Here is a 26,181-nt window from a genome sequence, read left to right as displayed (position 1 = left end):
TATATACTTTATTTATATAATTTAAATCATGGTTCTTGAAAATTTATCATCATCATTAAAGGATGTATTTAAAAAGATTTCAGGATCAAGTTACATTGATAAGGAAACGATAAAAGAGGTATCAAAAGATATACAAAGAGCCCTTCTTAAGGCAGATGTTAATGTAAAGCTTGTTATTTCATTAACGAACAGGCTGCAGGAGCGCGCAGCAACTGAAAAGCCGCCGGCAGGCATGAGTGAGCAGGATTTTATATTAAAGATCATCTACGAGGAGCTATTATCAATACTTGGTGAGGAATCAAGGATTGAGCTAAAGCCCCAGACAATAATGCTTGTCGGTCTTTATGGAAATGGAAAAACGACGACCGCAGGGAAGCTTGCAAGATTCTTTATAAAAAAGGGCCTAAGCGTTGGCCTTATAGCGGCAGATGTTCACAGACCAGGAGCTTATGAGCAGCTTGAGCAGATATCAAAACAGGTGAATTCGCTATTCTACGGTGAAAAAAATGAAAAGGACCCTGTGAAAATTATAAAAAATGGGCTTGATAGGCTTGGGGATGCAAAGGTAAAGATCATAGATACCAGCGGCAGGGATTCGCTTGATGATGAATTAATAGATGAAATTAAAAGGATTAAGAACGAAATAAAACCTGACGAGGTTTTATACGTTGTCGATGCAACCCTTGGCCAGCAGGTCGGTCCACAGGCAAAGGTACTAAATGACGCAGTTAGCATAAGCGGTGTAATAATAACAAAGATGGATGGTACAGGAAAGGGTGGTGGTGCACTGAGCGCCGTTGCCGAGATAAAGTCTCCAGTTTATTTCATAGGCACCGGGGAGCATATGGAGGACTTTGAGGTATTCAATCCAAGGAAGTTTCTTTCAAGGCTTCTGGGCATGGGCGACATTGATGCGTTAATGGAGGCCGTAAAGGAGACAAATATAACAGAGGAGGAGGCTGAAAAATCACTTGATAAATTAATGTCCGGAAAATTCAATTTAAAGGACATGTATGATGTCTGGGAAAAATTCTCAAAACCAGGGCTGTTAAAAAAGATATTTAATTCAATGCCACTGTCAAGAATACCTGGCGGTGATAAACTAAACGATAGCGAGATAGACCGTGCCAATGAAAAGCTGAACATTTACAGGGTTATACTTGATTCAATGACATACAGTGAGCTTGAAAATCCAGATATAATAAATGCAAAAAGGATAAAGAGGATATCCATTGGTTCAGGAAAGGATGAAAGGGAGGTTCGTGCCCTTTTAAAGGAATACAATGCAATGAAGAATAACATGAAGATGATAAAAAGCAACAGAAACTTTAAAAAATTGTTAAAATCACAGATGAAATCAGGCAACTTCGGTCTTGAGGATCTGGAAAATATAAAATAAATTTATATAAGGCTTTCAAGCTCCTCAACGAGCTCAGGATACTTAAGCTGCACTGCCTTTAATATTTCCTCAACAGAGATCTCATTTATTTTTACATCGGCAATTACATCAACAAGCTTGTCCAGTGTTTCATCAGAGAGCGTTCCAAGTTTTTCCTTGGCAAACCAGTTTCTAAGGTGCTTCCTCTCGAATTTATCCTTTACCATGCGCTCGTAATTGTTCATCATCTCCTGTGAGTAATCCTCATTGTCTATTGCCTTCTTGGAAACCTCCGCAGCGTACTTTCCAGAGATCATGCCGTTTGCTATGCCTCCTCCTGTTATTGGGTCTATTAACCTTGCGGCATCGCCCACTGTTAATAATCCTGGTAATGTGAATTTGTCCCTGACCTTTGATACTGAAACGCCGCCTGTTATTAACTGTATTGTTTTTCCCTTGCTATAGCCTGGATGTGACTTTATAAATGCATCAAGATAGTTTTTAACGTCAAAGCGATCCCTCATCTTTGATATTGTTACACCGATACCAACGTTTGCCTCATGCTTACCCTTTGGAAAGACCCAGATGTATCCTGCAGGTGCGCATGAACCAAGGTAAAAATCTGTGTAATCCTCATCGGAATCAACATTTATCATTCTGTACTCAACGCATGATATTATATCGTTTTTGGCAAGTATCAATGATTTTAATCCTGCCCATCTGCCAAACTCGCTCTCAAAGCCATCAGCAGCTATAACCATCTTTGCCCTTACATCAACGATCTCGGAGTTGTGCCTGACCTTTGCGCCAACTATTCTATTTCCGTCCTTTATAACTGAAAGCGCCGGTGATTTTACCCAGACATCAGCACCCTCGGAAGCTGCAAGTGCTGCTATGTGCTTGTCAAACTTGTCCCTTTCGACAACGTAGCCAACCTCATTTCCGGCGTTCTCCGCGGTGAGCATTATCGGTTTTTTCTCAGATGGACCGTAGATCCTTGCCCCCTTTACCTCATCTGATATCCAGTGATCTTCAGGTTTTAGCTCAACCTCGGGCATCCATGACTTTGAGACACCCTCACCACAACGGACAGGTGAGCCAATATCAGGCCTCTTCTCTATTAAAAGTGTTTTAAGCCCCTTCCTGGCAGCAAACCTTGCAGCAGAGCTCCCTGCAGGGCCGGCACCTATAACCAGAACATCATAATTTACTTCCATGGAACCACTCCGCAGTTATTGCGCCTGTTGGGCAGCCAACAACACAGAAACCACATTTTATACATTTTTCCTCATTTATGTCTATTACAGTTTCATCCATGAATATTGCATCAGTAGGGCACATGCCCACACATGCGCCGCAATAATTACATAGACTTCGATCAACGTCCATCTCACTCTTTAGCTTAACTTCCATGCACTATGAATTATTAAGAATATATTTATTTTTTGTTTATCCTTAAACAAAGTCTTTATATTGCTAAAAATTGAAGGAAACATCATGCTTTGTTTGCTTTAACATTATTTATGGATTTTCTCGAATAATAATCACAGCAATCCCTGACAAGGCATATATCGCATTTTGGTGATACCGGTTTGCATATATTTTTTCCAAACTCAACAAGAACAGGATTGAACTCTATTTGGTATTCCAATGGTATAATCTTTTTGAGCTCGGTCTCTGTCTCCTCTGGTGTTCTTGTATTGACAAAGCCTATTCTATTTACTATTCTGTGCACATGCGTGTCAACCGGTATAGCAGGTTTGTTAAATGATTGTGTTAGCACTATATTTGCCGTCTTTGTGCCAACGCCCTTTATCTTCATCAATTCCTCATAGGTATCCGGGACATTACCATTGTAATTTTTTAATATGTATTTCGCGGCGTCTATAACCCTTTTTGATTTTACATTGCTGAATCCAACATTTTTAATAATTTTTTTAACGTCCTCGGGCTTTGCCATAGCGAGTCCAGCAGCATCATGATATCTATTGTAAAGCGCCCTTGCGGATGCATCGGTTACATTATCCTTTGTCCTCTGTGATAGTATCGTTGTTATCAAAACCCAGAATGGATCCCTGAATTCAAAGTGATGTTCAGGAGCCTGCATCTTTATCTTTTTATAAATTGAAACAAAATCCTTCACTTTAGATTAATATAAAAATAATATATAAATTTTAAAAGTATTCTGATATCTCCATGTAATTTAATCTTGGTTTCTTTATTAAAGCCTTTACAAATGGTTCTGCAAACCTTACATTTGTTATCAATGGTATATTTAATCTTATAGCATACTGCCTTATTGAAAAACCGTCTCTTATCGATCCATAGCTGTTTGTTGGGGTGTTTATTATCAGTGAAACATCGTTATTTATTATTATGTCCATCAGCCTGGGCTCGCGCATGTCCTTTATTCTATAAACCGTTGTGTTTTCTATTCCGTGCTCCCTTAAAAATTTCGAGGTGCCTGGCGTTGCGTATATTCTTACACCGTTTTTGTATAATTCATATGCCATATCAATGATCCTTTCCTTGTCATTATCATTTACAGTTATAAGCACTGATTTTAGCTCAAAATTCTTCTTAATAAGCTTCGATGCCTTGTAAAATGCCTCCTCAAGTGTTTTACCGCAGCACATTGCCTCGCCTGTTGATTTCATCTCAGGCCCAAGTATTGTATCCATATCCCTGAACCTGCGGAATGGAAAAACAGGTATTTTTAAAAAGTATGAATCAAGCCGTACATCCCTTTTTTCAAGGTTCATGCCAAGCATAACAGATACAGCAATTGATGCCCAGTCAATGCCTGTGGCCTTCGATACAAATGGCACGGATCTTGATGACCTTGCGTTGAGCTCTATAATATATACCTCATCATTTTTAACCGCGATCTGCAGGTTTGAAATCCCATTTAATTTTAATTCCTTTACGAGTTTATCTATAATGTTTTCTATCTTCATTTTTATATCATCTGATGGAAATCCAGGTCCAAGTATCATTGATGCATCGCCTGAATGTGTACCGGCCTCCTCAACGTGCACTGATATGCCTGCTATTTGAAATTTCTCGCCGTCTGATACAAAATCGACATCCATTTCCGTGGCATTTGATATGTACTCGCTTATTAAAACCGGATAACCGGGCATGTCCCTAAATACCTCTGAAACCCTAGATTTTAAATCATCGACATCATAGATTATGTCCATGGCCCTGCCGCCTATGATAAAGCTGGATCTTATAATCACGGGAAGTTTTATCATCTTTATCCTTTCATCAACATCATTTATGTTGTTTACCTCAATGTAGTCCGGCTGTTTTATATTAAGTCTTGACAGTAATTTTGAGAATTCAACCCTGTTCTCTATAATGTTAATGCTTTCCGGCTGCGTTCCAAGGATTATGCCATTGAATATCCTGTTAAGATCCATGGCTATGTTCTGTCCAGTCTGGCCAGAGAACTGTATTATTATTCCGGCCGGCCTTTCCCTGTAAATTATATTTGATACGTGCTCAAGTGTTATCGGCTCAAAGTATAACCTGTCAGAGACATCAAAATCTGTTGAAACGGTCTCTGGATTGCTGTTTACCATTATAGCCTGGTATCCAAGACTCTTTATTGCCTTTATTGCCTTAACAGAGCCGTAGTCAAATTCAACTCCCTGGGCTATCCTGTTTGGCCCTGAACCTATTACAATGATCTTCCTTTTATTTTCAGGCATCATGTCCGAGAAATCATCGTACGTTGAGTAAAGGTATGGTGTATCAGATTCAAACTCACCGGAGCATGTATCTATATTTTTATATGATGGTACAATGTTATTTTTTAATCTCTCTCTTATTATGGAAAGCTCGTCTATTCCTGTGAAATATGATATTATGGCATCGCTTATACCGTATTTTTTCAATTCTTTTAGATTATCCGGCATCTTATTTTTGAGCCCGCTTAAAAGATCAACAATGTTCTTCATTTTATAGATAAAAAACACGTCATATTTTGTTAATTTTGATATGTACTCCGGATCAAGCCCCGAGAATAAAGCCTCAAAGATGTAAAATATCCTTAGATCTGTTGGTTCTTCAAGATTTTTTATTATCTCATCCTTTGTTGCCTTTATTCTTAACCTTCTTGAGTAAGGTATGTCTATTGATGATATTGCCTTCATTAAGGCCTCTTCAAAGGTTCTGCCTATGCCCATGACCTCGCCTGTTGATTTCATCTCTATGCCTATCCTTCTGCTAACAGAGAATTTATCAAAGGGCCACCTCGGTATTTTTACTGTTACATAATCAAGAGACGGCTCAAATGCAGCGTATGTGTTCTTTGTTATTGGATTTATTATCTCGTTTAAATTATAGCCAATGGCTATCTTTGTTGATATTCTTGCTATCGGGTATCCTGAGGCCTTTGATGCCAGTGCAGATGACCTTGATGTCCTTGGATTGACCTCAACGACATAGTACTCATTCCTTTTTTGATCCAGGGCAAACTGTATGTTGCACGCGCCTATTACACCTATTGCGCTTACAACGTGTATTGCAGCCTTTCTTAACATCTGATAATCATCATTGCTAAGTGTCTGTGATGGTGTTACAACAATGCTCTCACCAGTATGTATGCCCATTGGGTCAAGGTTCTCCATGTTGCAAACTGAGATGCAGTTTCCGTTATTGTCCCTGATCATCTCATATTCGAGCTCCTTTAATCCAAGCAATGATTCATCAACCTCTATGTCAAGATCGCTGGTTAAAAAGTACTCTTTGCAGTAATTCAGCAGCTCATCCCTTGAATTTATTACAGTTCCTCCTGAACCACCAAGAGAAAATCCTGTTCTTAATATCAATGGATATCTTTTTATATTTTCAACATCATTTATATAATTATCCTTTGTTATCGTGTATGAACTTATAACGGGCTCATTTATATCCCTCATTAAATTAAAGAACTTTTTTCTGTCCTCTGCAAGCTCTATGGATTTCACAGGCGTTCCAAGAACCCTTATATTGTACTCGGATAATATGCCAAGTTTGTCAAGCAGAACAACAAGGTTTAAACCAACCTGCCCTCCTGTTGATGGAAGTATCGAATCTATGCCCTCCCTTTTTATTATCTCTATAACAGTATCCGGCTCTATTGGCTCTATGTATATCCTGTCCGCTATATCCCTATCGGTCTGTATCGTTGCCGGATTGGAATTTAAAAGAACTGTTCTTATACCCTCCTCGCGCAGGGCAAGGCAGGCCTGTGATCCGGAGTAATCAAACTCGGCAGCCTGGCCTATCACAATTGGCCCTGAGCCTATGACCAGTGTGCATTTAATATCTTTATATCTCATCTCAATCACCAAGCATCTCCCTTAACTTTCCAAAAAACCATTCGCCATCGTATGGACCGGGATGCGCCTCAGGATGAAACTGAACTGAAAAGGTTTTTAACTCATCGCCCTCAAGCATTTCAACAGTTCCATCATTAATATCCCAGCCGGCCAGCCTTAGTCCTGTGCCATTTAATGAATCCCTTGAAACGGCGTATCCATGGTTATGCGATGTTATGTATATTTTATCCCCATTTGTTACGGCATGATTCACACCGCGATGGCCAAACTTCATCTTTTCTGTTCTTGCACCAGCCGCCAGTGCTATGATCTGGTTTCCAAGGCAAACACCAGTCACCGGGATGCTTCCAAATGATCTTTTTATAAAATCTCTTAGTTCATCAAGTGATTCATGTGCAGGATCTCCAGGGCCATTCGGTATAAAGATCATGTCATAATCATCCTTTATTGAATCAAAATCATAGTTGTATGGCACAATGTGCAGCGATGCAATTTTTGCCAGGTTATTTATAAGTGAGTTCTTTGTTCCAACATCGATAAAAAGTATCCTCTTTGAACCTGATTTTACAAAGCTCTCCCTCTTTCTTGAAACAAGGCCGACAAGATTTTCACTCATTGTATCAGGGAAATCATCGGGCATTTTTTCTGTGTTTCTAATCCAGGCCTTCATAACACCTTTTCTTCTTATCTTTTCAACCAGGTGTCTCGTGTCTATGCCATCTATTCCTGGAACTTTATTCATCCTCATGAACTCATCAAAGCTGATACCAAGATTTCCTGCCGGCATCTCAGCATGCGCATCCCTTGTAATCAAACCAGAGACCTGGATTCTGTCAGACTCCATTGATTCATAGCTCAGCGGATAATTTGCTATCTCTGGATACGCGAATATTAGTATCTGACCAGCATATGATGGATCGGTTATGGTCTCTAAATATCCGGACATGGATGTTGTAAAAACAAGCTCACCGTGGGTCTCGCCCTCATAGCCATAGGCAGTTCCTTTATATACAGTGCCGTCCTCAAGTATTAAATATCTATACATATAAACCTTAAAAAGGCTAATTTCTATATTGAATATATTATTTTCCATTTTTAAAATTTTTATATCATTAATGGTAATAATATGTAAATATCAATAATTAAAATAATTTATTACATCAATGATGTTTAATATTTATATGATATTTTATATCTTATTTAATAGTATTATAATTAAATAATTTAATAACTTATATTTATTAAATTTAAATATTGCTACAAAATTCTTTTATAATATATTTTGTTTTTATTATCATGGGATACGAGTTTAAATGCAGGGATGTTGGCATGAACTGTGGTTTTGAGGTCAGGGCCGATAGGATGGAGGATCTAATGCCTGTGCTTGAGGCCCATGCAAAGCACTCACACGGCATGGAAAAGATACCGCCTGACATGATGGAAAAGGCAAAGGCCGCAATAAAACAATTTTAAAAATTTTATATAAATTTTATATTTTACAAAAAGTAAATTATATAACATATACATAAACGTTTATGCTGATTGATTATGATACCATTGTTTTAATTCTTGACAGAATTAAATACATCGTGGTCTCGGCATCGGCAGTAATAATATCTCTGCTATGGATACCTGTTGCGGTATCGTTTTTTACAGACGATGAGAATATTAAATATAAGGCAATGCAGAGATTAAAGAATGCTGCAATAGGGACAATAATATATTTAATGGCAGCCACCGGAACAATATACATAATATTCATGTACATTGTCACTGGGAGGCCATGACATCGATAATAAATATTATAGATAATATACTAAGATCATCACTGGCCGGCGCATGGTATTTAATGGTTTACTATGGCTTAAACCCAAAGATGTCATATGATATTATAATATCAGGCAGATACGTTGAATTTTTAAGTTCAATATACAATATATACTATGATCTCTTTTCGATATCAATAATAATATCGTCTATTATCTATTTATTTTACTACTCACTTGGCATATCAAAAAAGGTTACAGGTCAGGTCATGAGGTATATAATATCTGTTATACTAATAATATCATCATACATGATCTTTCATTATATATTGATAATATCAAAATATATATTCATGTATCTATGGAACGGCACTGACTGGTATTCAATATTTAATGCATCAAAAATCTCAGGATACTCAGGTTTAACACTTCTGTTTTTAAATGGTTCCTATTTTACAGGTATAGTAATACTGGCATTTTCGCTTGTTGTAAGACAGGCAATTCTAATAATCATGGCCTTTATAATGCCAGTATCGCCAATTTTCATTCTGTTTCCTGGTGCGGAGAAATATTTTACAAGGATAATAAAGATAGTCACAGAGCTGTCATTAATGCCTGTTTTAACAATACTCTCACTGTATCTAATGCGATTCTTTCCAGGTGATCTGCCATTACAGATTGGTTTTATCTACGCCTCATTTATACTGCCAGGCCTTCTTTTTAGAACGATTTCAGGCTTTTTAAGGCAAGCATCGCTTTTTGGCATGGACGCATCGATCATGGATTATAATTATTATTCTTTAATTGATTATATCGAGGATAGAATACCTGTTGATTTAAATAACGTCTCAGGTGATGAACCATTTAATGATTACATGGCGGGAAGATGAGGATACCTGTAAATGTCCATAATTTTAAACTGAAAATATTTAGACTAGATGCCCAGGATTTTATCATTTTATTCCTTTCATTGTGCCTTTTGATCTTCATGGTATCAATAAGTGTGAATCTTTTAATACCAGGACTGGCCATATTTTTGATAATAATATTTTTACTAAAGAGCAGGAAATTAATCTCGGTAATTATATCAAGAACAGAAAATAATGATCTTTTATATTTTTATATTGAATACAATAACTCATTCTATAACATTGACAAGAATGAAAAGTTCATTGAGATCTCAAGGGAGCTGAACACTATTGACTGCATATCATTTATCCTAGAGCCATACATTGATGGCGATAGCTATTATTACAGGTTAATAATTGGCCTGCGTAAGGACGATCTTAAAAAGATCAGCTCATTTAAAATATTACAGGAAAAAAGCATAAAAATTAGATCCCCAGATCTTATTAAAAGGCGGTATTATGTAAATGACAGTTACAGATCTGTATTTTATTTATATGATGCAAACTACGGCAGCGACCTGCTCTATGCATCTTTTATATATTCATTGAACATACCTGTTGAGATCTTTATAAATGCCGTTCCCGTTGAAAAAGACACGATTAAAAAAATGCTTGTAACAAGGAAGGCCGAGCTTAAAAGGTTAAGGCACCATGGTATTATATCCAGGCAGATCAATGATTTAAACAATTTTATAAATTCAGATAATAAAATCTTCGACGTTTCATTAAAGTTTATTGTTTCCGGCAGGGATCCACTGGATCTAAGGAAAAACTCCGATAAATTTAAGAATGTTATGGAAAGGCTTGGATTTAATATTAAAAATCTTGATTATTACAATAAAAGATCGGTCTCACCTAATTATATACCATATAGATACATGATGGATTCGATAAGCCTTGCATCAATTATACCAAATAATATTTCAAAGGGTTCCGGGGTTTTAATAGGCACGGACAAATTAAACAACAGGCCATTTTTCCTTGACGTTTTTAATGGCATATCATATAATACAATCATAGCCGGGCAAACAGGTTCAGGGAAAACATTCCTTGCATCAAGGTTCATAGAATACTATAAAAACAGTGCATTTATTTATATAATAGATCCTCTCGATGAATACCATTTTGATGGTTCTGCTGTCTTTGCCGTGAATGATATAAAAGGTTTATCAAAAAGTTACAATCATATAAATATAATAAAAACAGGATATAATATAAACGATGAACTATTAAATAATATATTAAATTATCTCGAAGATCTATGCAGGGACAGATCTGGCAAAAAGATTATAATAATAGACGAGGCATACAATATTATAAAATCAGAGATAAAAGCTGTTGATAATTTAATAAGAAATGCAAGGCACTACAGCACATCAATTATAAATATAAGCCAGAACTTTTCAGATTTTTCAAAAAGATTCTCAATAGTAAACAACAGCGATAATATATTTTTGTTCAGGCAGAAGGAGAAAATAGAACTGATGAACATGACAATTGACTGCTCTGGTCTGGCAGGCGGAAATAACAATAATTACTCTGAGTGCATACTGGTAAAGAACCGGGAGATCATAAAATTAACCATCTAGGCACGGCCGTGGCTTTCACCCCTTATTATCGCCGTGGATATTATATGGGCCAGCCTTACAGGCTCTGGCAGCCTGCCCATGAACGTAAATCTCCTTATTAAGATCCCTGCTTCAGTCAATGAGATTCCGGCAGAGTTTATATAAATATTATCAAGCCTTACCGGCCCATTTGAAAGGGCCTTTAATGCCCGGTCAACCTTCTCAGGGAAGTACCTTGAAACAGCAGATATTATCCTTTGTATGTTTGGCTCCCTTCTTGTTATTGATATTACAGGCACACCCGTGGCCTCATTTATATTTTTTATATCAACAATGTTAAAACCACCAAAGGTTATTCCATCGGTCATGACCGCGCTTATCTCATTTTTAAAACGGCCTTTTATCATGGATATTATAACATCCTCGGCATCAGAGCCGTCCACATCTATGTATTTTATTGATATGCCCTCAATATAAAGGTTTGATTTTAAAATAACGCCCGTGATAACGGTTCTTTTATCACTGTTCTTTATGAACGGGCCGTCATCAATACCAAGGACTCTTATTCCGTGCTTCATCAAACCTTTATCTTCTTTTCAAGGGCATTCTTGATATCATTTGATACAGTTATCCTGCTGTAACTAGTCTCAATAGTATCAGAAACGGATAAATCATCGACGTTTTCCATTATATTCGCCGCACTGTTAAGTGAAAAGACGCCATGAACAGCAGAAACGTAGATTTTTTTTGCGCCAGAGTCTTTAAGTATCCTTGAAGCCTTTATAACCGTGCCACCCGTTGATATCATGTCATCAACTATTAGTATGTTCCTGTTGCGTGAATCTATATCGGGCATCTTCATTTCAACGGTTCTTGAATCTATACGCTTCTTTTCTATGTAATACGCATCAACTTTAAGGTACTTTGCTATTGATTTTGCCCTTTCATAGCCGCCATCATCAGGGCTTATAACATAGTCTATATCGTGGTTTTTATGATAATCGGCAATGGAATCATATACCTTTACATTTGTAAATGGCTTTGCCGAGAACTTTAATGTTTCTTCATCATGTATCTCAACGGCCATTATTGAGTCTGCAAAATTTTCTATTGCCCTTGTAAATACCTTTGATGATACGGGCTCTCCTGGATTATACCTCATATGCTGCCTCGCGTATCCAAAGTACGGTATAACGGCGTTCAATGTGGCAGGCTTTTCCTCGTATGCTGCATTCAAAAGCAATAGATATTCTATTAAATCACTGTCATGGCTTGTGTTTCCAAGGACAATAACGTCCCTGTCCTTTAGATCTGTTTCAATTCTAACATACATCTCGCCGTCAGGGAAGCGCTTCCTTGTTACATTTGCTATCTCCGCGTTCAATTTTGAGGCAAGCGATGATGTCAGCTTCATGCTTGATGATGATGGAACTATTATATACATTAAATATGTATAATTTACTTTTTAAAAAATATTTTGTATCATGGAATGTATCTATTTAATTCAACGCCTCTGGAATCGGTATCAATTATAAAAGGAATACCGCCAGTTCCATCGTAGGCAGATGTTACAAAGAGCTTATCCATGTTAACCGAGCCAAATGTGCATGATGTTACCTTTTTAGCAGCTATTTTTACCTCGTTTAATATTTCATTTTTAGCCGGATCTATAACTGATATTAATGAGCTGCCATGAATGGCAACCCAGAGATTATTATTAATATCAATGGCCATACCGTCTGGAACACCAGAATAATTTTTCAGATCAATGTCATAAAGATGCCTTGTAATCCTTCCCATGGATAGATCATAATCAAATACCTGTACGCTCTTTCTCGGGCTATCAATATAATACATAAATCTTGAATCAAGGGACCATGCAATGCCATTGGATATTGTTACATTGTCAAGAACCCTTTCAAGCTTTCTGCCGGAGAATTTATAAAGCGCCCCCAAAGGCTCCTTTTCGTTCATGTCCATGGTTCCTATGAAAAATCTACCTCTGGCATCGCATCTACCGTCATTGAATCTAATATTCTCAGGGAAATCAAGCTTTAAAAGCGTATTTGTTATTTTATTTTTCCAGTCTATTATTGCTATCCTGTCCCTAAGGGATGCTATTACCTCCGTACCCTTATATGGTGATATCGATGTTATCATATCGTTTACATGCATCTCCATTTTTGCATTACCGTTGTATGAAAATATATCTCCATTGAGTATATCCACCCATAGAAAGGTATCAAGCTCCCTTATGTATATCGGTGACTCGCCAAGCCTCTGCGGCTCAATATTTAACTCCATAATAATGAAATAAAATATTGTTAATATTTTTATTGTATGTTATAAAATTGTTATGGCCTTTACACCAGAAACCCTCTTTATATCATTTAGAAGCGATGATGGTATTAACCCCTGTGTTATAATAAATGCCTTTGGGTTCTCAATAAGATCAGGATCATCGGTTACAACCTGCCTTATGCTTATACCATGATCTGATATTATTCTTATAACACCACTGATTATTCCTGGCCTATTTGCATCCTCAGGTGTGATCTCTATGACACCCATGCCCAGCCTGCTTCCGGTCTCAGATAAATTTGCCATGGATTTTAAATTACTGAAAAATGAGTACAGTGTCTCATCATCAATAATCCTTTTCAGCATGTTGACAACAACGCGCCTGTCGACATGATAGGCCTTGGCAATGGCGTTCGGCTTAATTTCTATGTCATCACAAAAGATCTTTGGCTCGCCGTCTATTAATCTAACGCTAAGTCCGACATTTAGCATCTTTTGTATGACACGTCTTTCAGCAGGATATGCGTAAAACACATTATCTATGTAATTCCACATTAAAACCACATAATAAAAATATAGTTAATATTTTTTATTCAGAGTATTTCCTTACTATCTCTGAGAACTTTTTATAATCATCGGGTTTATGCACATTTAATTCTGAATTTCTCATTGTTTCTATGATGAACTCCCTTGGGAATTTCATTGGCAGCTTTGATAATATGTAATCAGCTGTTTTTTCAGGATCATTTTTTATTAAATCTATGCCATGGTTGTAAGCCTTTATAAAATCATCGCTGTTGTTAAAGACTGCGGCACCACAGCTGCCTGGAACATAAACACCAACGCTGCCCAGATAACTTTCAAGTGTCTCACCACCGCTCATCATTGCCGGGGCAACAACGGTATCTATCTCCCTGCTGTTCAATGCGTCCATCATTGATGACATATCGTTATAATACTTTATCTCGACCGTTTTGCCGGAGATGTCTATGTAGGCCCTGAAAATAACGTCCGCGGCACCGCCTTTTCTTGTCATTCCTATTTTATATCCAATCTTTGGATATACCCTTGAAAGGCCTTTTATTGTTACATAGTCTATGTTAAGATTCCTTTTTACAAGGGAAACCGTGGAATCAAGAACCACATCTGCCATTCCTTCCTTTGAGAATTCTATATCTATGTCCTTTATATCCATCGTGGCCGCTATTATTGGATATGATACCGGTCCGGGTGCAGCTATAACCTTCATATTTCAATATTATTTATATATTAATTAATGTATTGTATTAATAAAAAAACGAAAAGTCTAAATGGTAAATTATTTAGTTATTGTCATAAATCTTTCAATAATCTTCGATGTTCTTTCGCTATTAAATACGCCATTAATGTAAAGGTTTCTTACCATATCGTTTATTATTCTTGATTCATCCCTGTAGCCAAGGTATTCAAGAAGCATTGAGCCTGCCATTATTGATGCGGCAGGATTTGCCATATCTCTTCCGGCAATATCAGGTGCACTGCCATGAACAGGCTCAAAGAGGGCATTTTTATCGCCAATGTTTGCTGATGGTGCATATCCAAGACCGCCCACAAGTGCGGCCCCCATATCAGATATTATATCACCATAAAGGTTTGGTGCAATGATATACCTGTATTTTTTAGGATTTAATATCATATTATATGCAAGTGCATCGGCATACTCAAATGATATATTTATGTTTTTTTCAATTGCGGTTTCCATTGCCGTTGATCTCCAGAGATTGTACATTTTTACAGCGTTTGCCTTGTCGGTTACAGTAACTGTTGAATCACAAATTGAAAATGCTTTGTTAAAGAATTTCTTTAGGTATCTGTATGATAGCATGCCCATCGTGTAGTAAACCTCATCACATGAGGAACCATCTATTTCTATTCTTGTACCGTTTACATTAAATGATCTTTTGCCCGGTATTATTCCACTTATATCTGTGTAAAAATCCTGCGTATTCTCCCTTAATATTGTTATTTTTATTTTATCATCGAAGGATCTTACAGGCCTTATATTCATGTATAATTCAAGCTCCCTCCTGAGCCTTAATATCACGCCCTGCTCCATTATACCGGGTCTTACCCTTGGATCACCTATTGCACCAAATAATATTGCCCTGTAATTTTTTAATTCCTCAAGCTCGTCGTCCTTTATTATAATTCCTGTTTTTATGTATCTTTCTGATGATATATCAAAGGTTACAAAGTTTATACCGGTTATTGATGAAATTGCCGCCGCAACGCCTGGCATGATCTCCCTTCCTATGCCGTCCCCTGGTATTAGTGCAACATCTACCATTTTGATGACCTCACATAGTTTATTAACCCGCCTGCATTTACTATGTTCATTATAAAATCAGGGTAACTTCTAAACCTGTATGATGAATCCTCTGTTTTTATTATGCCGTTTTCCATATCTATTGATATTATTGAACCATTTTTTGCGTTTACCTTTGCCTCTATGAGAAGTAAACCATTATTTATAGCATTCCTGAAAAAGATCCTTGCAAAACTCTCGGCAATTACACAGGATACGCCAAGCGCCTTTATTGTTATAACAGCATGCTCCCTGCTTGAACCTGAACCAAAGTTTTTGCCAGCAACTATAATATCTCCCTTATTTATCATTGATGCCAGTTCTGGATTTGTGTATTCCATAAAATGCGGTGCCAGCTTTTCAGGCTCTGATGTATTTAAATACCTTGCAGGTATTATCTGATCTGTATCTATATTATCACCAAGAATCCATGCTTTTCCTGTTATCATTGTATCTCCTCCGGTGATGCTATTCTTCCCATTATTGCAGATGCGGCAACAACCTCTGGATTTGCCAGGTAGACTCTCGATGTCCTGTCACCCATCCTTCCTATAAAGTTTCTGTTTGTTGTTGATATGCATGTTTCTCCAGGGCCAAGAACGCCCATGTAGCCTCCAAGGCATGCACCGCATGTTGTCCCTGCAAAATATCCACCGGCATCAGTTATAATATCAACAAGCCCCTCTTTTAATGCCTGGTTATACACCTCCTGACTGGCGGGAACGACCATTAACCTTACATTTTTATCTATCTTTTTATCCTTTAATATCAGGGCCGCCCTTCTTATATCCTCTATCCTGCCATTGGTGCATGAACCTATATATGCCTGGTCAATTCTTTCAGATACCTTTGATACGGGTCTTACATTATCCGGTGAGTTTGGAATCGCAACAGATGGCTCTATTTCCGAGGCATCTATATCTATTATCCTTGAGTACTCTGCGTTTTCATCATCTTTATATATTTTGTAATCATCTGTTTTATTTCTTATATAATCCAGTGTTTTTTCATCGGCATTAAAAAATGAGCATTTTGCACCGGCCTCAGTGGTCATATTTGCCATGGTCATTCTTTCATTTATATCAAGGTAATCAATGGTGCTGCCTGTGAACTCCATGCATTTGTATGCAGAGCCACCGTTGCCTATCCTTGAAAGCACGTTTAATATTATATCCTTGCCATAGACGCCCTTTTTTGGTCTTCCATTTATTCTTATTAAATCTGTCTCAGGAACCTTAAACCACATCCTGCCTGTTCCAAAGATGACACCGGCCTCCGTGCTGCCTATGCCAACTGAAACGCATGATAGTGCACCATAGGTGTTTGTATGTGAATCCGCGCCTGCTATTAATCTGCCCGGTGCAGCAAAGCCCTTTTCCATCATGACCTGATGGCACACACCTCCACGGCCAAGATCATAAAAATGTGTGTTATGCTTTAATGCAAAATCCTTTACCTTTTTATACTGTATTGCAGAATTTATATCCTTTGGTGGTACAAAGTGATCAGGTATAACAACGATTCTATCGCTTAATGGTTTATAACCAAGTTCATTGAATGCGTCAATTGCTATTGGGCCTGTTATATCATTTACCATAACATAATCTAAATTGGCTATAACATAATCGCCGGCCCTTGCATCATTGCCTGATTTATCACTAAATATCTTCTCAACTGCCGTTTTCATCATCTCACCATTTTTAATATTTCATTTTCGTCGTAAATATTCATATCCTTTATCCTTACTAATATCCCTGAGATCTCATCATCACTCTTTTTTATGCCATGACTTTCCAGAATATATTTTAAGGATGTTGTCCCGGAGTGCTTTCCAAGCACTATTCTTCTATTTAAACCAAGGATGCCTGGATCTATTGGCTCATATGTCTCCGGATTGTTTATCAGGCCGTGAACATGTATTCCTGATTCATGTGAGAATGCATTCTCACCAACAATGGCCTTGTTTTTTTGTATATACATTTTTGATGCCATTGATACATATTTAGAGATTTTTGGTATCATCCTCATGTTTATTCCGGTTGAGCAATCTGTAAATGCATGTACTGATAGAACAACCTCCTCAAGTGCTGCGTTGCCGGCCCTTTCACCTATACCATTTACTGTTACCTGGGCACCATCTGCACCTGCCATAATGGCTGCAAGGGTATTCGCCGTTGCCATGCCAAAATCATTGTGACAGTGAACACTTATACATGATTTCGTTCTATTTTTTATTTCATGAATAAAATTGTACATGGATATTGGATTCATTATTCCTATTGTGTCAGGTATGTTTATTTCATATGCGCCTGATGAGATGGCTGTATTTATAACATCAATAAGAAAATTCATATCAGTTCTTGTTGCATCCTCAGGTGAGAATAAAACATTTAATCCATGAGATCTTGCATAATCTATCGAGTCAACGATTTTTTCCATTATGTTTTCCCTGGATGTTTTTAGCTTGTACTTTATATGAATATCCGACGTGGCGATAAATAGATGTATATTATCTATTCCAGTATCTATTACACTGTCTATGTCATATCTATTGCATCTTGCTAATGATATGAAATTTCCATCCATTTCATGTATCTTCCTTATTGCCATTGATTCCTCTGATGATACTGCGGCGAAGCCTGTTTCTATCATATCCACGCCAAGGTCAACTAACATACCTGCAATCCTTATCTTTTGATTTATATTAAATGAAACACCGGGTGACTGCTCCCCGTCCCTTAAAGTTGTGTCAAATATCCTTATTCTCTTTTTTACACTGTTTAAGCCAAGCCTGCTGTGCATCCCCGTATGGAAAAATCTGGCATAGCCTCCTCCAAAACAACCCATAATAACTACCTCCAAAAACCAAAAAAATGGAGATAGTATTCACTCAGCCAACAAGAACAGGAGCTGTGTGAATACCATACCATTCATTAGATAGATATTATCAAGCTATTATATAAATATTTTGGAAACCGGTTAATAATTAAAAAATCTTTAAATAACACTTAACAATAATGGTTTAATGCCTCGGTGGTGTAGCGGCCTATCATACAGGCCTGTCGAGCCTGTGACTCGGGTTCAAATCCCGGCCGAGGCGAAAAATAATCATTCATAAATTTAAATTATCATTTTATAATATACAAGATTTATAATTCCAATATTAAACAAATTTTATAAAATCCAGTTTAAATGGTCATTAAAGATCATTTTTGATCATCTTTATAATAATTTAAATCTGTCGAATAGATCGATGTATTTATTATAAAATTCCCTGCCCTTATCTGTTATCTGATATACCAGCCTTGGGCCATTAAGTGTTATTACGTTCCTGCCCTTTATAAAGTCCTCGGTTTCAAGAACATCAAGATGATTCTTCAGGCTGCCCTTACCAATCCTCAATGATCTTTGAAGATCTGTAAATGTAAGCGGCCCATTTATTCCAAGAAGTACAATGATTGCAATCCTTAACGTGGACTTAAAAGTTCTGGAGCTGATCAGATCAACGAAATCGTTAACCAGATCCCTTTTCTGATTGTTAAATTCGTCTATTCTTTTATTCTCCAGATTAATCATCCCCTGTATGTGGGCGCATGGTTATTCCTGATATTATCCAGAGCATTCCCGTAACTGCCCAGGCAATGGCGTAAAGATCTCCAGGACTTTGATACAATAAATAACCTGTTATATAAAAAATTGAAGGGATGATAACCGAGACCAGAAATGAAATTGATGATACGTATCCCTGAACCGGTATCCTAAGAAATGCAGCCTTCATTATTATAAGAAGATACAGTGGTATTATTGCCAGTGCAAGATCTATAAGATTGAATGCAATTTCCACAGGATAATTGATATTATGCATAAATGCCGTGTATGCACTGATAAATAAGATAAGAACTATTAGTGAGCCATAGATTGATAGCCCGGCAACTGTTGAAAATCTCCTTATGGATATGCCAAGAACCCTGTAGCTGAAACGCCTGAATCCGTTAAGTGGTCTGAAGTATCTTGTGCTAAGCACGCCACCAATGATTATTAATATTAAATAAAAGGGCCCAACAACGAAGCCCAGGAGATATGGTGGCCTTATATTAACGTTCATTGAGAAAAAATAAATAGATACAAAAGCCTCAAAGATAAGGCCCCATGAAACAAAATATCTAAAAAACGTATTTTTTAGAATTATCTTCTCTGCATTTTGGACGTATTCAACCGCCTCAATCAGTTCTTCTACAGCAAAGTCATTGCCTTCAGAGTTCATATCTGCCTGGCCTCTTCAACATAGGATGCCTTGATGCTTTTTATTAGTAACAATGCAGCGAATATAAATATAACCATCCAGATTAAAACACTAACCGAGCACAGTAAAATTGAGGCATGCGTGGAGGCATGGTTTAAAATATTACTAAATGGTACCCTGCCAGTAAATGACATCATATATAAATACTCATAAGGTGAAACAAAGTTTGAATAAAGAAGCCAGTGCGGTAATGAACCATAAAGAGCGGAATAGCCAAATCCATATCCAAGAAACAGTGGTATAAAGGCTACAAAGTTTATGTTTTTCAGGCCAAGCCAGTTATTAAATATAACCACGAGGGCCGCAGACAGAGAATAAAAGAAAAGACCGGAGGAAAAGAACAGAATTAATGCAAGCCAGAAAATATGCGGGTATACAATTACATGGAATCTTATGTAGAATAATAATGCCATAAACATCATAAGTACCGTGCCTGTACCTGTAAAAAATAATCCAGTGGCCACAGATGATTCAAGATAATATCTGTATGAAGACAGTTTGCTATTATGGAAAAGATATGCAAGGGAGCTGCTTGAATAGTATATTGAAAATGATATTGAAACGCCTATTGCGGCCACTGAAAGTATTGATGTTAGTGAGTACCACAACGATGCATAATTAATAATATCAAATGAGCTGTTATTAATATCCTGAGGAAAAACGAATACCCCAAGGAAGAGCCAGAATATAATGAAGCCAACAGACCAGAACCATATTGTCCTGCTGGAGAATAATGATTTAATGTATGACTTTAATATCATTATATCACCCCTCAATAACCTGAATAAGCTCATCCATTGAATGGAACGACATGATTGGATAATCGCCAGCGTCCTTATTAATATAAAAGTTCCTTCCCATAACGCTAAATGAAAGAATGGCCCTGCCATTATCTTCCCTGCTTAAATAAAGGTTTTCAAGATCGGCCCTTGGAAGCGGTCCTGCCATTGATCCATTCACCATTAAATACATATCTGAAAAATTTAATTTGTTCAGAACCTGGATATCGTGTGTAACAATTAACAGATCTCTATTAAGATCATTTATCATCTTTATGGCCTCCTCCCTTCTTGAAATATCAAGATTTTCAAAGGGCTCATCAAGCATGGTAAACCAGCCATTAAGGCCGATGGCCATTGCTAATGAAAATAACCTTGCCTCTCCTGTACTTAGCCTTGTTATCCTCCTTTTAAGTATGTATTTTATTTTAAATCTCTCAAGAATGCTGATTATCCTTTCAGGATCAGATTCCATGGCCCTGGCGTATATCTTTATAAGGTCCAGTGCACTGACATTGAGTATTTTATAAACATCTATCAGATTTGTGGTAAAACGTTGACTATTTTTTGGTATATCAATCCTGCCTGTATGGTTTATAATGCCAAGCATTGCCTTGATAAGTGTGGTCTTGCCGGCACCATTATGCCCTATGACAATGGTTTTGCCGTTAAAAGATGCATTCAACCCATTAATTATATTTTTTCCTGAAGATCTTATTGTTAAATTCTCCAATTTTATCATAAATTTATATTATAATGCGATATTTATAATACCATTAAAGTTCAATTTTTGAACTGTTTTTATTACATGATTTAAATATTTTTGTTTAAATTTATGGTTTTTTAATATCTGTGGTTATAATTTTTCAATTGTATGCAAACGATCCGGATAAATATCAATAATAATTTAAATTCATTCTTCATGGATTTTCAAAATGAACTTTATGTAATAATTATATTGTTTGTTAATCCTTTATATTATAAAATCAATCGCTGCGGAACCTAATTTATTAATGATCTAATAATCGTTTTTACTTTTATCCATGCATTTATTAAAATGATATATGAAAAATTTTATAAGGATGATTCATTTTCATAATTATAAATGATTTAAGAAAGTTTATTTATCAATATTTTATATCTATAATGATTATCATGATTCCGATTTATGCAATTACATGGAACTTTAGGGATACCCCGGAGGGGTTTGATAAAATAGTAAACAATGATTATAACTATTTTGAGTCCCTGTGCAAAAAGTCATCAATTGATGAATTCGTTATTTTAATTACATGCAACCGGGTTGAAATTTATGCATACACCAGAAATGAAATAAATAAAGATTTATTCAAGGATTCATTAATATACAATTATCCTGAATCCACAATGCATTTATTAAGGGTTGCTTCAGGACTTGAGTCCATGTCCATAGGCGAAAATGATATCATGAGGCAGGTCAAAGAAGCCTATGAATTATCAATAAAGAGGAAAACCTCTGGAAAGATTTTATCATACATCTTTAAAAAGGCATTGAACGTTGGCAAGGGGGTAAGAACGCAGACTTCAATATCACGTGGCAAGACATCGATACCTGCAATATCCCTTGATATATGCGATAATGAATACGGAATTAATAATAAATCAATATTAATAATAGGAAACGGCAAGATGGCAACAGATTTCTCAAGATATTTAAAAGAGTACAGGCCAGGGAACGTTACCATAGCCGGTAGATCAATAGATCATGCAAGAAATCTTGCCGTTCTTTATGGCTATTCCTATGATTCAATAAAAAATCTTAATAATTTAATTAAAAACTCTGATATAATAATTGCGGCAACATCTGCAGGTAATTATATAGTTAAAGATCTTGGAGATCTTGCAAGGAACAAATATTTTATTGATATATCAAAGCCTGAAAACATTGATCCGGAAATTTCAAAATATGCAAGGTTATTGTCAATAAATGAAATAGGAAAGATATTAAAAAGAAACGAGGATGAAAAGAAAGGCGAGGTTGAGATTGCCGAGGTAATAATAAACCAGGAGCAGAAAACAATAGATGAAAAATTAAAGGAAATGATGCTTGATGACGTAATAGCAATGTTTTATAAATTTGCAAACAATGTTAAAAAGGATGAACTGGAAGAGCTCTTTTTAATTCAGGATTTTAATGATGAGCAGAAAAAGGATATAGATGCAATGACAAGCTCACTTATAAATAAAATACTTGCGCCTTACACAAACTCTGTTAAGCAGTTTATAAAGGAAAATAAGAACTTTGATTACATATTAAATGAATATAAAAAGATGCTGGAGCAGTTTATGGAAAACATTGTTAAAAAATTATAATTAAAAACTTATGTTCATATCCTTTATAATAATGCCAAGGTTCCTGAAATCCTCCTCTATCAACGGCATGTTCTGCAGAACATGCAGTGCTGATGCAGGATGCAATGTTATATAAAATTTCATCCTATCATTTATTAGCTTCCCATGATATAAGGTCACAGAATGCTTTGGAAGAAATGCGTTTACCGCGGTGGAACCCATTAATACAATGAGCTTTGGTCTTATTATATCTATCTCCTTTAAAAGGTATGGCATTGCATTTTCTATCTCATGTTTGTTTGGTGGTCTGTTCTTATACGTCATGAATTTTAACACGTTTGTGAGATAAACCCTGTTCCTTTCAAGGCCCGCCATCTTTAGCAGGGAATTTAGAAAAAGACCTGCCCTTCCGGTAAAAGGCCTCCTTGTTTCATCCTCGTTGAATCCAGGTGACTGCCCTATAAAGATTACCTCTGAATTTAAATTACCCTCACCGGGAACATAATTTCTGCTCATACTCCAGTTATGATCCTTTCTTGGCAATCTTGAATATTCATAGTTTAATTTATTCATAAGATTCTTTTTATTTATGTAATCATTGGCGTACTTAAGCATGCTTTTTTGATTTTCAAATTCAAGCTCCCTGCATGCCTCCTCGTATGATAACCACCTGTATGATACGTGCTCCTCAGAGATCTTTACAACGGAATCATATGGTACAGATGCTATGTACAATGTTATAACCCTTAAAACATCAATATTGTATCTCTTTACATTGTAATACATATCATGTTTAAAGAAGGGATCTATAAATTCAGGCATTATTCCTGTTTCCTCATAGGTTTCACGTTTTGCAGCCTCGATGCAGTTCTCAAATTTTTCAACATGTCCCTTTGGAAAGTCTATCCATCCCCTGGCCCTTTCTAGGAAAAGGTATCTTACCTCATTATTATAATATGAATAAAGTATTATACCACAGCTTTTTTCCTGGATTTCCTCCATGGTAACTCTATCTTTTCAACGTTTTTAAATTTCCCTATTAAAATATTATAAATATCTTATATTTATTATATAAATATTTTAAATAATATCTTCTTTTTTATCTCGCTTCTTGCATCAAGCGTTATTATTATTAAAAGTACTATTGTAAACACATATGTTATTGTTAATGCCACTGAGAATATATTGAATCCATATGATAATATTTTATTGAAATATGAAATTATATAGCCTAATAAATCAACGGTTATCAAGGATATTGAATAGTAATCTATGAATATTGAAAGATAGTTAAACCCCTCCTTAAATCTTTCATATTCACTTTTAAGCTGGTTTTTTAACTGAATATTCATGTATATATTTTTTATATCCATCTCCATTTCTTCTATTGATCTGTCAATGGCATTTTCTATATCATTTTCGTTCATTGTTTTTATTGCCTTAAAGAATTTGCCTGTGTTTGACTTTGCCATAAATGCCATAAAATCCCTGAGAAACTCATAGTCATATGCATTTTTATTCCTTTCAATGATATTTTTTAAATCATTGTAGGGCTTAATGAAAAAGATTCTTAACAAATTGTAAACAAACATTATTAAAACTGGTATTAATATAATGTATATCATAAATTATTATCATTTATATCGCGCAATTTCTTTAAATACTTCGTGCCAAGATCCGTAAGCCTGTATTTTATAATGCTATTGGAGTTCTCGCTTACCTCTATAAATTTATTCCTTATTAGATCCTCTATAATTGATGAGCAGTACTGGTAATTCAGGTTGCATGCATAAACTATTTTTGTTATGTTCATATCACCATTTGTCTCAAGTGATTCAAGCATGCTCATAACTATATTTGTCCTGCTCCTCTTGCTCTTTTTAATAATCTTTTCATTTCTGCTGGAATCAAGATTATCAATAACAAGCGATGAATTATAAACCTTTAGGACCATTATTATCTTCTCCTGCGGGCCTATTATTTCTATATGTTTTGTTAAATCTATGCCGTTTATTGATGCAAGGTCCTTTATTGTATTATCAACCGCACCTGAATATATGCCAATTGTTCTCTTTACCCTTAAATCGGTATTTAGAAATCTATAGGATTTTATAATTGATATCTTCTGCGCTATGTTACCGTAGATTGGTATCACCGGTATTATTGTTTCACTGTTATTTGAAACAAGGCAAACTGATATCTGGTTATTATTCAAAGACTTATTAAACTTCAATTCCCATTCATTATGCTCGAATACAAACTTTTTTGTGTTATTATCCACCGCCATATTTAATCAACCTTCATTGTTATATTAATATTTATTACATTAAATTGTAATTTAATGTCTGTAATTATAACAAAATAATTTTTTATTACATAAAAAATAAAAATATATTTTAATTTAGATCCTTAGTTTTACGGGTCTGAAACCACATTTACTGTTACTGTGAAGCTAAAGTCAGATCCCTGGTAGTGGTTTACATCAGCTCCCGCTGAGTTTCCAAGTCCAACCCATATATCCATTATTGCTGTTCCCTCAGGGCTCAGTGAAGCTCCAAAGCCACTGTTGCTTGTTGGCGTCTGATATGATACGTTGTATATATAGCCTGTTGCACTTTCAAGGTCTGCCATAAATGAGCTTGCTGGAACATTCATATACTTTATTGACTTACCTGATGGGTTGTATGTTGCGTTTGATGATGTGTGGAATCCACCAACTGATGGTGTTGCAACAAAACCAACAGTACCGTTGTTTGTAAGTACCATTTCTATCTCAACGTATTCACCGGGTGCAAAATTCGTTACGTTTATTGTGTATTCCTCTGTTTTCAATGTGTTATAGTACTGGCTTCCAAGCTTCAGGTTATATACTCCATTTGCATGATGATATGGCTCTGCGACGCCTATTTCATATATCATTCCATTGGGTCCTTCAACTGTTATTGGTGTGTTTGTTGCGTTTGTTGCTATCAAATGTCCGTCGAGCTCCCATGTCATATGCCCGGCGGTGCTATTCACTGTTATGCTTGATGAGCCGGAGAATGCTGAAAAGGCAAAGGTGCCTCCCATCGCAATCAGTATCGGCACAACAAGCAATACCGCTATCTTTTTATTCAGGTTTATCACCTATTTATATTATTATTTACATGATAATTAACATGGAATGAAAAAAT

28 protein-coding genes and 1 tRNA gene are annotated in these 26,181 nt (G+C 36.1%); 7 read left to right on the top strand and 22 right to left on the bottom strand.

Annotated features, from left to right (window positions below):
• The first annotated feature begins 28 nt into the window (after positions 1–28).
• Positions 29–1,399, top strand: coding sequence for a signal recognition particle protein Srp54 (locus tag B8780_RS00365; protein ID WP_011177696.1), 1,371 nt, complete (start codon positions 29–31; stop codon positions 1,397–1,399).
• A gap of 2 nt (positions 1,400–1,401) precedes the next feature.
• On the opposite strand, the gene B8780_RS00360 is transcribed toward B8780_RS00365, so the two are convergent.
• From B8780_RS00360 to carA, 5 genes are all read right to left on the bottom strand, one after another.
• Entirely contained in the window at positions 1,402–2,595 is a 1,194-nt protein-coding gene (locus B8780_RS00360; RefSeq protein ID WP_011177697.1) for a digeranylgeranylglycerophospholipid reductase, read from the bottom strand.
• Complete coding sequence (locus B8780_RS00355; RefSeq protein WP_011177698.1) at positions 2,579–2,791, bottom strand: DUF362 domain-containing protein; 213 nt, start codon at positions 2,789–2,791, stop codon at positions 2,579–2,581. Before B8780_RS00355 ends, B8780_RS00360 begins: the two co-directional genes overlap by 17 nt.
• Before the next feature lie 82 nt (positions 2,792–2,873).
• Positions 2,874–3,521 (bottom strand): endonuclease III domain-containing protein, encoded by a 648-nt coding sequence (locus tag B8780_RS00350; RefSeq protein WP_084272275.1) that lies wholly within the window; start codon positions 3,519–3,521, stop codon positions 2,874–2,876.
• Positions 3,522–3,552: 31 nt separating this feature from the next.
• Positions 3,553–6,708: a carbamoyl-phosphate synthase (glutamine-hydrolyzing) large subunit gene (carB, locus tag B8780_RS00345; protein WP_084272678.1), complete on the bottom strand. Its 3,156-nt coding sequence runs from the start codon at positions 6,706–6,708 to the stop codon at positions 3,553–3,555.
• A 1-nt stretch (position 6,709) separates the two neighbouring features.
• Positions 6,710–7,801, bottom strand: a complete 1,092-nt coding sequence (gene carA, locus B8780_RS00340) for a glutamine-hydrolyzing carbamoyl-phosphate synthase small subunit (protein ID WP_236719333.1) — start codon at positions 7,799–7,801, stop codon at positions 6,710–6,712.
• A 203-nt stretch (positions 7,802–8,004) separates the two neighbouring features.
• Here carA and B8780_RS00335 point away from each other — a divergent pair, with 203 nt between their 5' ends.
• The 4 genes from B8780_RS00335 to B8780_RS00320 all read left to right on the top strand — a co-directional run bounded on the left by B8780_RS00335 (position 8,005) and on the right by B8780_RS00320 (position 10,971).
• The gene (locus B8780_RS00335; protein WP_011177702.1) at positions 8,005–8,181 is read left to right on the top strand and encodes a DUF1059 domain-containing protein; all 177 of its coding nucleotides are present in this window, start codon (positions 8,005–8,007) and stop codon (positions 8,179–8,181) included.
• 62 nt (positions 8,182–8,243) lie between these two features.
• Complete coding sequence (locus tag B8780_RS00330) at positions 8,244–8,495, top strand: hypothetical protein (protein WP_084272274.1); 252 nt, start codon at positions 8,244–8,246, stop codon at positions 8,493–8,495.
• Positions 8,492–9,364, top strand: coding sequence for a hypothetical protein (locus B8780_RS00325; RefSeq protein ID WP_084272273.1), 873 nt, complete (start codon positions 8,492–8,494; stop codon positions 9,362–9,364). The genes B8780_RS00330 and B8780_RS00325 overlap by 4 nt, the downstream gene beginning before the upstream one ends.
• Positions 9,361–10,971 (top strand): type IV secretory system conjugative DNA transfer family protein, encoded by a 1,611-nt coding sequence (locus tag B8780_RS00320; RefSeq protein ID WP_011177705.1) that lies wholly within the window; start codon positions 9,361–9,363, stop codon positions 10,969–10,971. Before B8780_RS00325 ends, B8780_RS00320 begins: the two co-directional genes overlap by 4 nt.
• On the opposite strand, the gene B8780_RS00315 is transcribed toward B8780_RS00320, so the two are convergent.
• The 9 genes from B8780_RS00315 to B8780_RS00275 all read right to left on the bottom strand — a co-directional run bounded on the left by B8780_RS00315 (position 10,968) and on the right by B8780_RS00275 (position 18,442).
• Positions 10,968–11,528, bottom strand: coding sequence for an endonuclease dU (locus B8780_RS00315; RefSeq protein WP_011177706.1), 561 nt, complete (start codon positions 11,526–11,528; stop codon positions 10,968–10,970). The genes B8780_RS00320 and B8780_RS00315 overlap by 4 nt on opposite strands.
• Positions 11,528–12,394, bottom strand: a complete 867-nt coding sequence (locus B8780_RS00310) for a ribose-phosphate diphosphokinase (RefSeq protein WP_084272272.1) — start codon at positions 12,392–12,394, stop codon at positions 11,528–11,530. Before B8780_RS00310 ends, B8780_RS00315 begins: the two co-directional genes overlap by 1 nt.
• Positions 12,395–12,432: 38 nt before the next feature.
• The gene (locus B8780_RS00305) at positions 12,433–13,254 is read right to left on the bottom strand and encodes an SMP-30/gluconolactonase/LRE family protein (protein ID WP_084272271.1); all 822 of its coding nucleotides are present in this window, start codon (positions 13,252–13,254) and stop codon (positions 12,433–12,435) included.
• Between the two features lie 39 nt (positions 13,255–13,293).
• On the bottom strand, positions 13,294–13,806 hold the full coding sequence (locus tag B8780_RS00300) for a regulator (protein WP_084272270.1): 513 nt from the start codon (positions 13,804–13,806) through the stop codon (positions 13,294–13,296).
• 34 nt (positions 13,807–13,840) lie between these two features.
• Positions 13,841–14,500, bottom strand: coding sequence for a DUF3834 domain-containing protein (locus B8780_RS00295; RefSeq protein ID WP_084272269.1), 660 nt, complete (start codon positions 14,498–14,500; stop codon positions 13,841–13,843).
• A 69-nt stretch (positions 14,501–14,569) separates the two neighbouring features.
• Positions 14,570–15,577 carry an isocitrate/isopropylmalate family dehydrogenase gene (locus tag B8780_RS00290; RefSeq protein WP_084272268.1) on the bottom strand — a complete coding sequence of 336 codons (1,008 nt, stop codon included), beginning with the start codon at positions 15,575–15,577 and terminating at the stop codon, positions 14,570–14,572.
• Positions 15,571–16,044 carry a 3-isopropylmalate dehydratase small subunit gene (locus tag B8780_RS00285; protein ID WP_011177712.1) on the bottom strand — a complete coding sequence of 158 codons (474 nt, stop codon included), beginning with the start codon at positions 16,042–16,044 and terminating at the stop codon, positions 15,571–15,573. The genes B8780_RS00290 and B8780_RS00285 overlap by 7 nt, the downstream gene beginning before the upstream one ends.
• Positions 16,041–17,282, bottom strand: a complete 1,242-nt coding sequence (locus B8780_RS00280; RefSeq protein WP_084272267.1) for a 3-isopropylmalate dehydratase large subunit — start codon at positions 17,280–17,282, stop codon at positions 16,041–16,043. The genes B8780_RS00285 and B8780_RS00280 overlap by 4 nt, the downstream gene beginning before the upstream one ends.
• Complete coding sequence (locus B8780_RS00275) at positions 17,282–18,442, bottom strand: homocitrate synthase family protein (protein WP_084272266.1); 1,161 nt, start codon at positions 18,440–18,442, stop codon at positions 17,282–17,284. The genes B8780_RS00280 and B8780_RS00275 overlap by 1 nt, the downstream gene beginning before the upstream one ends.
• Positions 18,443–18,622: 180 nt before the next feature.
• Here B8780_RS00275 and B8780_RS00270 point away from each other — a divergent pair.
• Positions 18,623–18,695 (top strand) — tRNA-Asp (locus B8780_RS00270).
• Positions 18,696–18,817: 122 nt separating this feature from the next.
• On the opposite strand, the gene B8780_RS00265 is transcribed toward B8780_RS00270, so the two are convergent.
• Genes B8780_RS00265 through B8780_RS00250 form a run of 4 tightly spaced genes read right to left on the bottom strand, consistent with a single transcriptional unit; the run spans position 18,818 to position 21,419 of the window.
• Positions 18,818–19,171: a transcriptional regulator gene (locus B8780_RS00265; protein ID WP_011177715.1), complete on the bottom strand. Its 354-nt coding sequence runs from the start codon at positions 19,169–19,171 to the stop codon at positions 18,818–18,820.
• A complete protein-coding gene (locus tag B8780_RS00260) occupies positions 19,164–19,859 on the bottom strand; it encodes a hypothetical protein (RefSeq protein ID WP_011177716.1) in 696 nt (231 codons plus the stop codon). The genes B8780_RS00265 and B8780_RS00260 overlap by 8 nt, the downstream gene beginning before the upstream one ends.
• Complete coding sequence (locus B8780_RS00255) at positions 19,856–20,659, bottom strand: hypothetical protein (RefSeq protein WP_084272265.1); 804 nt, start codon at positions 20,657–20,659, stop codon at positions 19,856–19,858. Before B8780_RS00255 ends, B8780_RS00260 begins: the two co-directional genes overlap by 4 nt.
• A gap of 4 nt (positions 20,660–20,663) precedes the next feature.
• Positions 20,664–21,419, bottom strand: coding sequence for an ATP-binding cassette domain-containing protein (locus B8780_RS00250; RefSeq protein WP_084272264.1), 756 nt, complete (start codon positions 21,417–21,419; stop codon positions 20,664–20,666).
• Between the two features lie 413 nt (positions 21,420–21,832).
• On the opposite strand from B8780_RS00250, the gene hemA reads away from it, so the two are divergent.
• A complete protein-coding gene (gene hemA / locus B8780_RS00245; protein WP_161939657.1) occupies positions 21,833–23,029 on the top strand; it encodes a glutamyl-tRNA reductase in 1,197 nt (398 codons plus the stop codon).
• On the opposite strand, the gene B8780_RS00240 is transcribed toward hemA, so the two are convergent.
• The 4 genes from B8780_RS00240 to B8780_RS00225 form a co-directional block, all read right to left on the bottom strand.
• Positions 23,030–24,010, bottom strand: a complete 981-nt coding sequence (locus tag B8780_RS00240) for a uracil-DNA glycosylase family protein (protein WP_084272262.1) — start codon at positions 24,008–24,010, stop codon at positions 23,030–23,032.
• Between the two features lie 65 nt (positions 24,011–24,075).
• Entirely contained in the window at positions 24,076–24,633 is a 558-nt protein-coding gene (locus tag B8780_RS00235; RefSeq protein ID WP_084272261.1) for a hypothetical protein, read from the bottom strand.
• On the bottom strand, positions 24,630–25,295 hold the full coding sequence (locus tag B8780_RS00230) for a winged helix-turn-helix domain-containing protein (protein ID WP_084272260.1): 666 nt from the start codon (positions 25,293–25,295) through the stop codon (positions 24,630–24,632). The genes B8780_RS00235 and B8780_RS00230 overlap by 4 nt, the downstream gene beginning before the upstream one ends.
• Before the next feature lie 128 nt (positions 25,296–25,423).
• A complete protein-coding gene (locus B8780_RS00225; protein WP_084272259.1) occupies positions 25,424–26,134 on the bottom strand; it encodes a hypothetical protein in 711 nt (236 codons plus the stop codon).
• Between the last annotated feature and the right edge of the window lie 47 nt (positions 26,135–26,181).

It is taken from the genome of Picrophilus oshimae DSM 9789, from assembly GCF_900176435.1.
GTDB classification, from domain to species: domain Archaea; phylum Thermoplasmatota; class Thermoplasmata; order Thermoplasmatales; family Thermoplasmataceae; genus Picrophilus; species Picrophilus oshimae.
The sequence above is the reverse complement of the archived record's forward strand: the minus strand, read 5'-3'. Positions and strand labels throughout refer to the sequence as shown.

Coding starts and splice junctions, on each gene's coding strand:
- B8780_RS00280 (WP_084272267.1), bottom strand. CDS start 17,282: ATGAAAACGGCAGTTGAGAAGATATTTAGTGATAAATCAGGCAATGAT.
- B8780_RS00300 (WP_084272270.1), bottom strand. CDS start 13,806: ATGTGGAATTACATAGATAATGTGTTTTACGCATATCCTGCTGAAAGA.
- B8780_RS00320 (WP_011177705.1), top strand. CDS start 9,361: ATGAGGATACCTGTAAATGTCCATAATTTTAAACTGAAAATATTTAGA.
- B8780_RS00250 (WP_084272264.1), bottom strand. CDS start 21,419: ATGATAAAATTGGAGAATTTAACAATAAGATCTTCAGGAAAAAATATA.
- B8780_RS00265 (WP_011177715.1), bottom strand. CDS start 19,171: ATGATTAATCTGGAGAATAAAAGAATAGACGAATTTAACAATCAGAAA.
- B8780_RS00240 (WP_084272262.1), bottom strand. CDS start 24,010: ATGGAGGAAATCCAGGAAAAAAGCTGTGGTATAATACTTTATTCATAT.
- B8780_RS00325 (WP_084272273.1), top strand. CDS start 8,492: ATGACATCGATAATAAATATTATAGATAATATACTAAGATCATCACTG.
- B8780_RS00335 (WP_011177702.1), top strand. CDS start 8,005: ATGGGATACGAGTTTAAATGCAGGGATGTTGGCATGAACTGTGGTTTT.
- B8780_RS00310 (WP_084272272.1), bottom strand. CDS start 12,394: ATGTATATAATAGTTCCATCATCATCAAGCATGAAGCTGACATCATCG.
- B8780_RS00305 (WP_084272271.1), bottom strand. CDS start 13,254: ATGGAGTTAAATATTGAGCCGCAGAGGCTTGGCGAGTCACCGATATAC.
- B8780_RS00355 (WP_011177698.1), bottom strand. CDS start 2,791: ATGGAAGTTAAGCTAAAGAGTGAGATGGACGTTGATCGAAGTCTATGT.
- B8780_RS00330 (WP_084272274.1), top strand. CDS start 8,244: ATGCTGATTGATTATGATACCATTGTTTTAATTCTTGACAGAATTAAA.
- B8780_RS00290 (WP_084272268.1), bottom strand. CDS start 15,577: ATGGTAGATGTTGCACTAATACCAGGGGACGGCATAGGAAGGGAGATC.
- B8780_RS00285 (WP_011177712.1), bottom strand. CDS start 16,044: ATGATAACAGGAAAAGCATGGATTCTTGGTGATAATATAGATACAGAT.
- B8780_RS00365 (WP_011177696.1), top strand. CDS start 29: ATGGTTCTTGAAAATTTATCATCATCATTAAAGGATGTATTTAAAAAG.
- B8780_RS00315 (WP_011177706.1), bottom strand. CDS start 11,528: ATGAAGCACGGAATAAGAGTCCTTGGTATTGATGACGGCCCGTTCATA.
- B8780_RS00260 (WP_011177716.1), bottom strand. CDS start 19,859: ATGAACTCTGAAGGCAATGACTTTGCTGTAGAAGAACTGATTGAGGCG.
- B8780_RS00295 (WP_084272269.1), bottom strand. CDS start 14,500: ATGAAGGTTATAGCTGCACCCGGACCGGTATCATATCCAATAATAGCG.
- B8780_RS00230 (WP_084272260.1), bottom strand. CDS start 25,295: ATGGCGGTGGATAATAACACAAAAAAGTTTGTATTCGAGCATAATGAA.
- carA (WP_236719333.1), bottom strand. CDS start 7,801: ATGGAAAATAATATATTCAATATAGAAATTAGCCTTTTTAAGGTTTAT.
- B8780_RS00360 (WP_011177697.1), bottom strand. CDS start 2,595: ATGGAAGTAAATTATGATGTTCTGGTTATAGGTGCCGGCCCTGCAGGG.
- B8780_RS00275 (WP_084272266.1), bottom strand. CDS start 18,442: ATGGGTTGTTTTGGAGGAGGCTATGCCAGATTTTTCCATACGGGGATG.
- B8780_RS00235 (WP_084272261.1), bottom strand. CDS start 24,633: ATGATATACATTATATTAATACCAGTTTTAATAATGTTTGTTTACAAT.
- carB (WP_084272678.1), bottom strand. CDS start 6,708: ATGAGATATAAAGATATTAAATGCACACTGGTCATAGGCTCAGGGCCA.
- hemA (WP_161939657.1), top strand. CDS start 21,833: ATGATTCCGATTTATGCAATTACATGGAACTTTAGGGATACCCCGGAG.
- B8780_RS00255 (WP_084272265.1), bottom strand. CDS start 20,659: ATGATATTAAAGTCATACATTAAATCATTATTCTCCAGCAGGACAATA.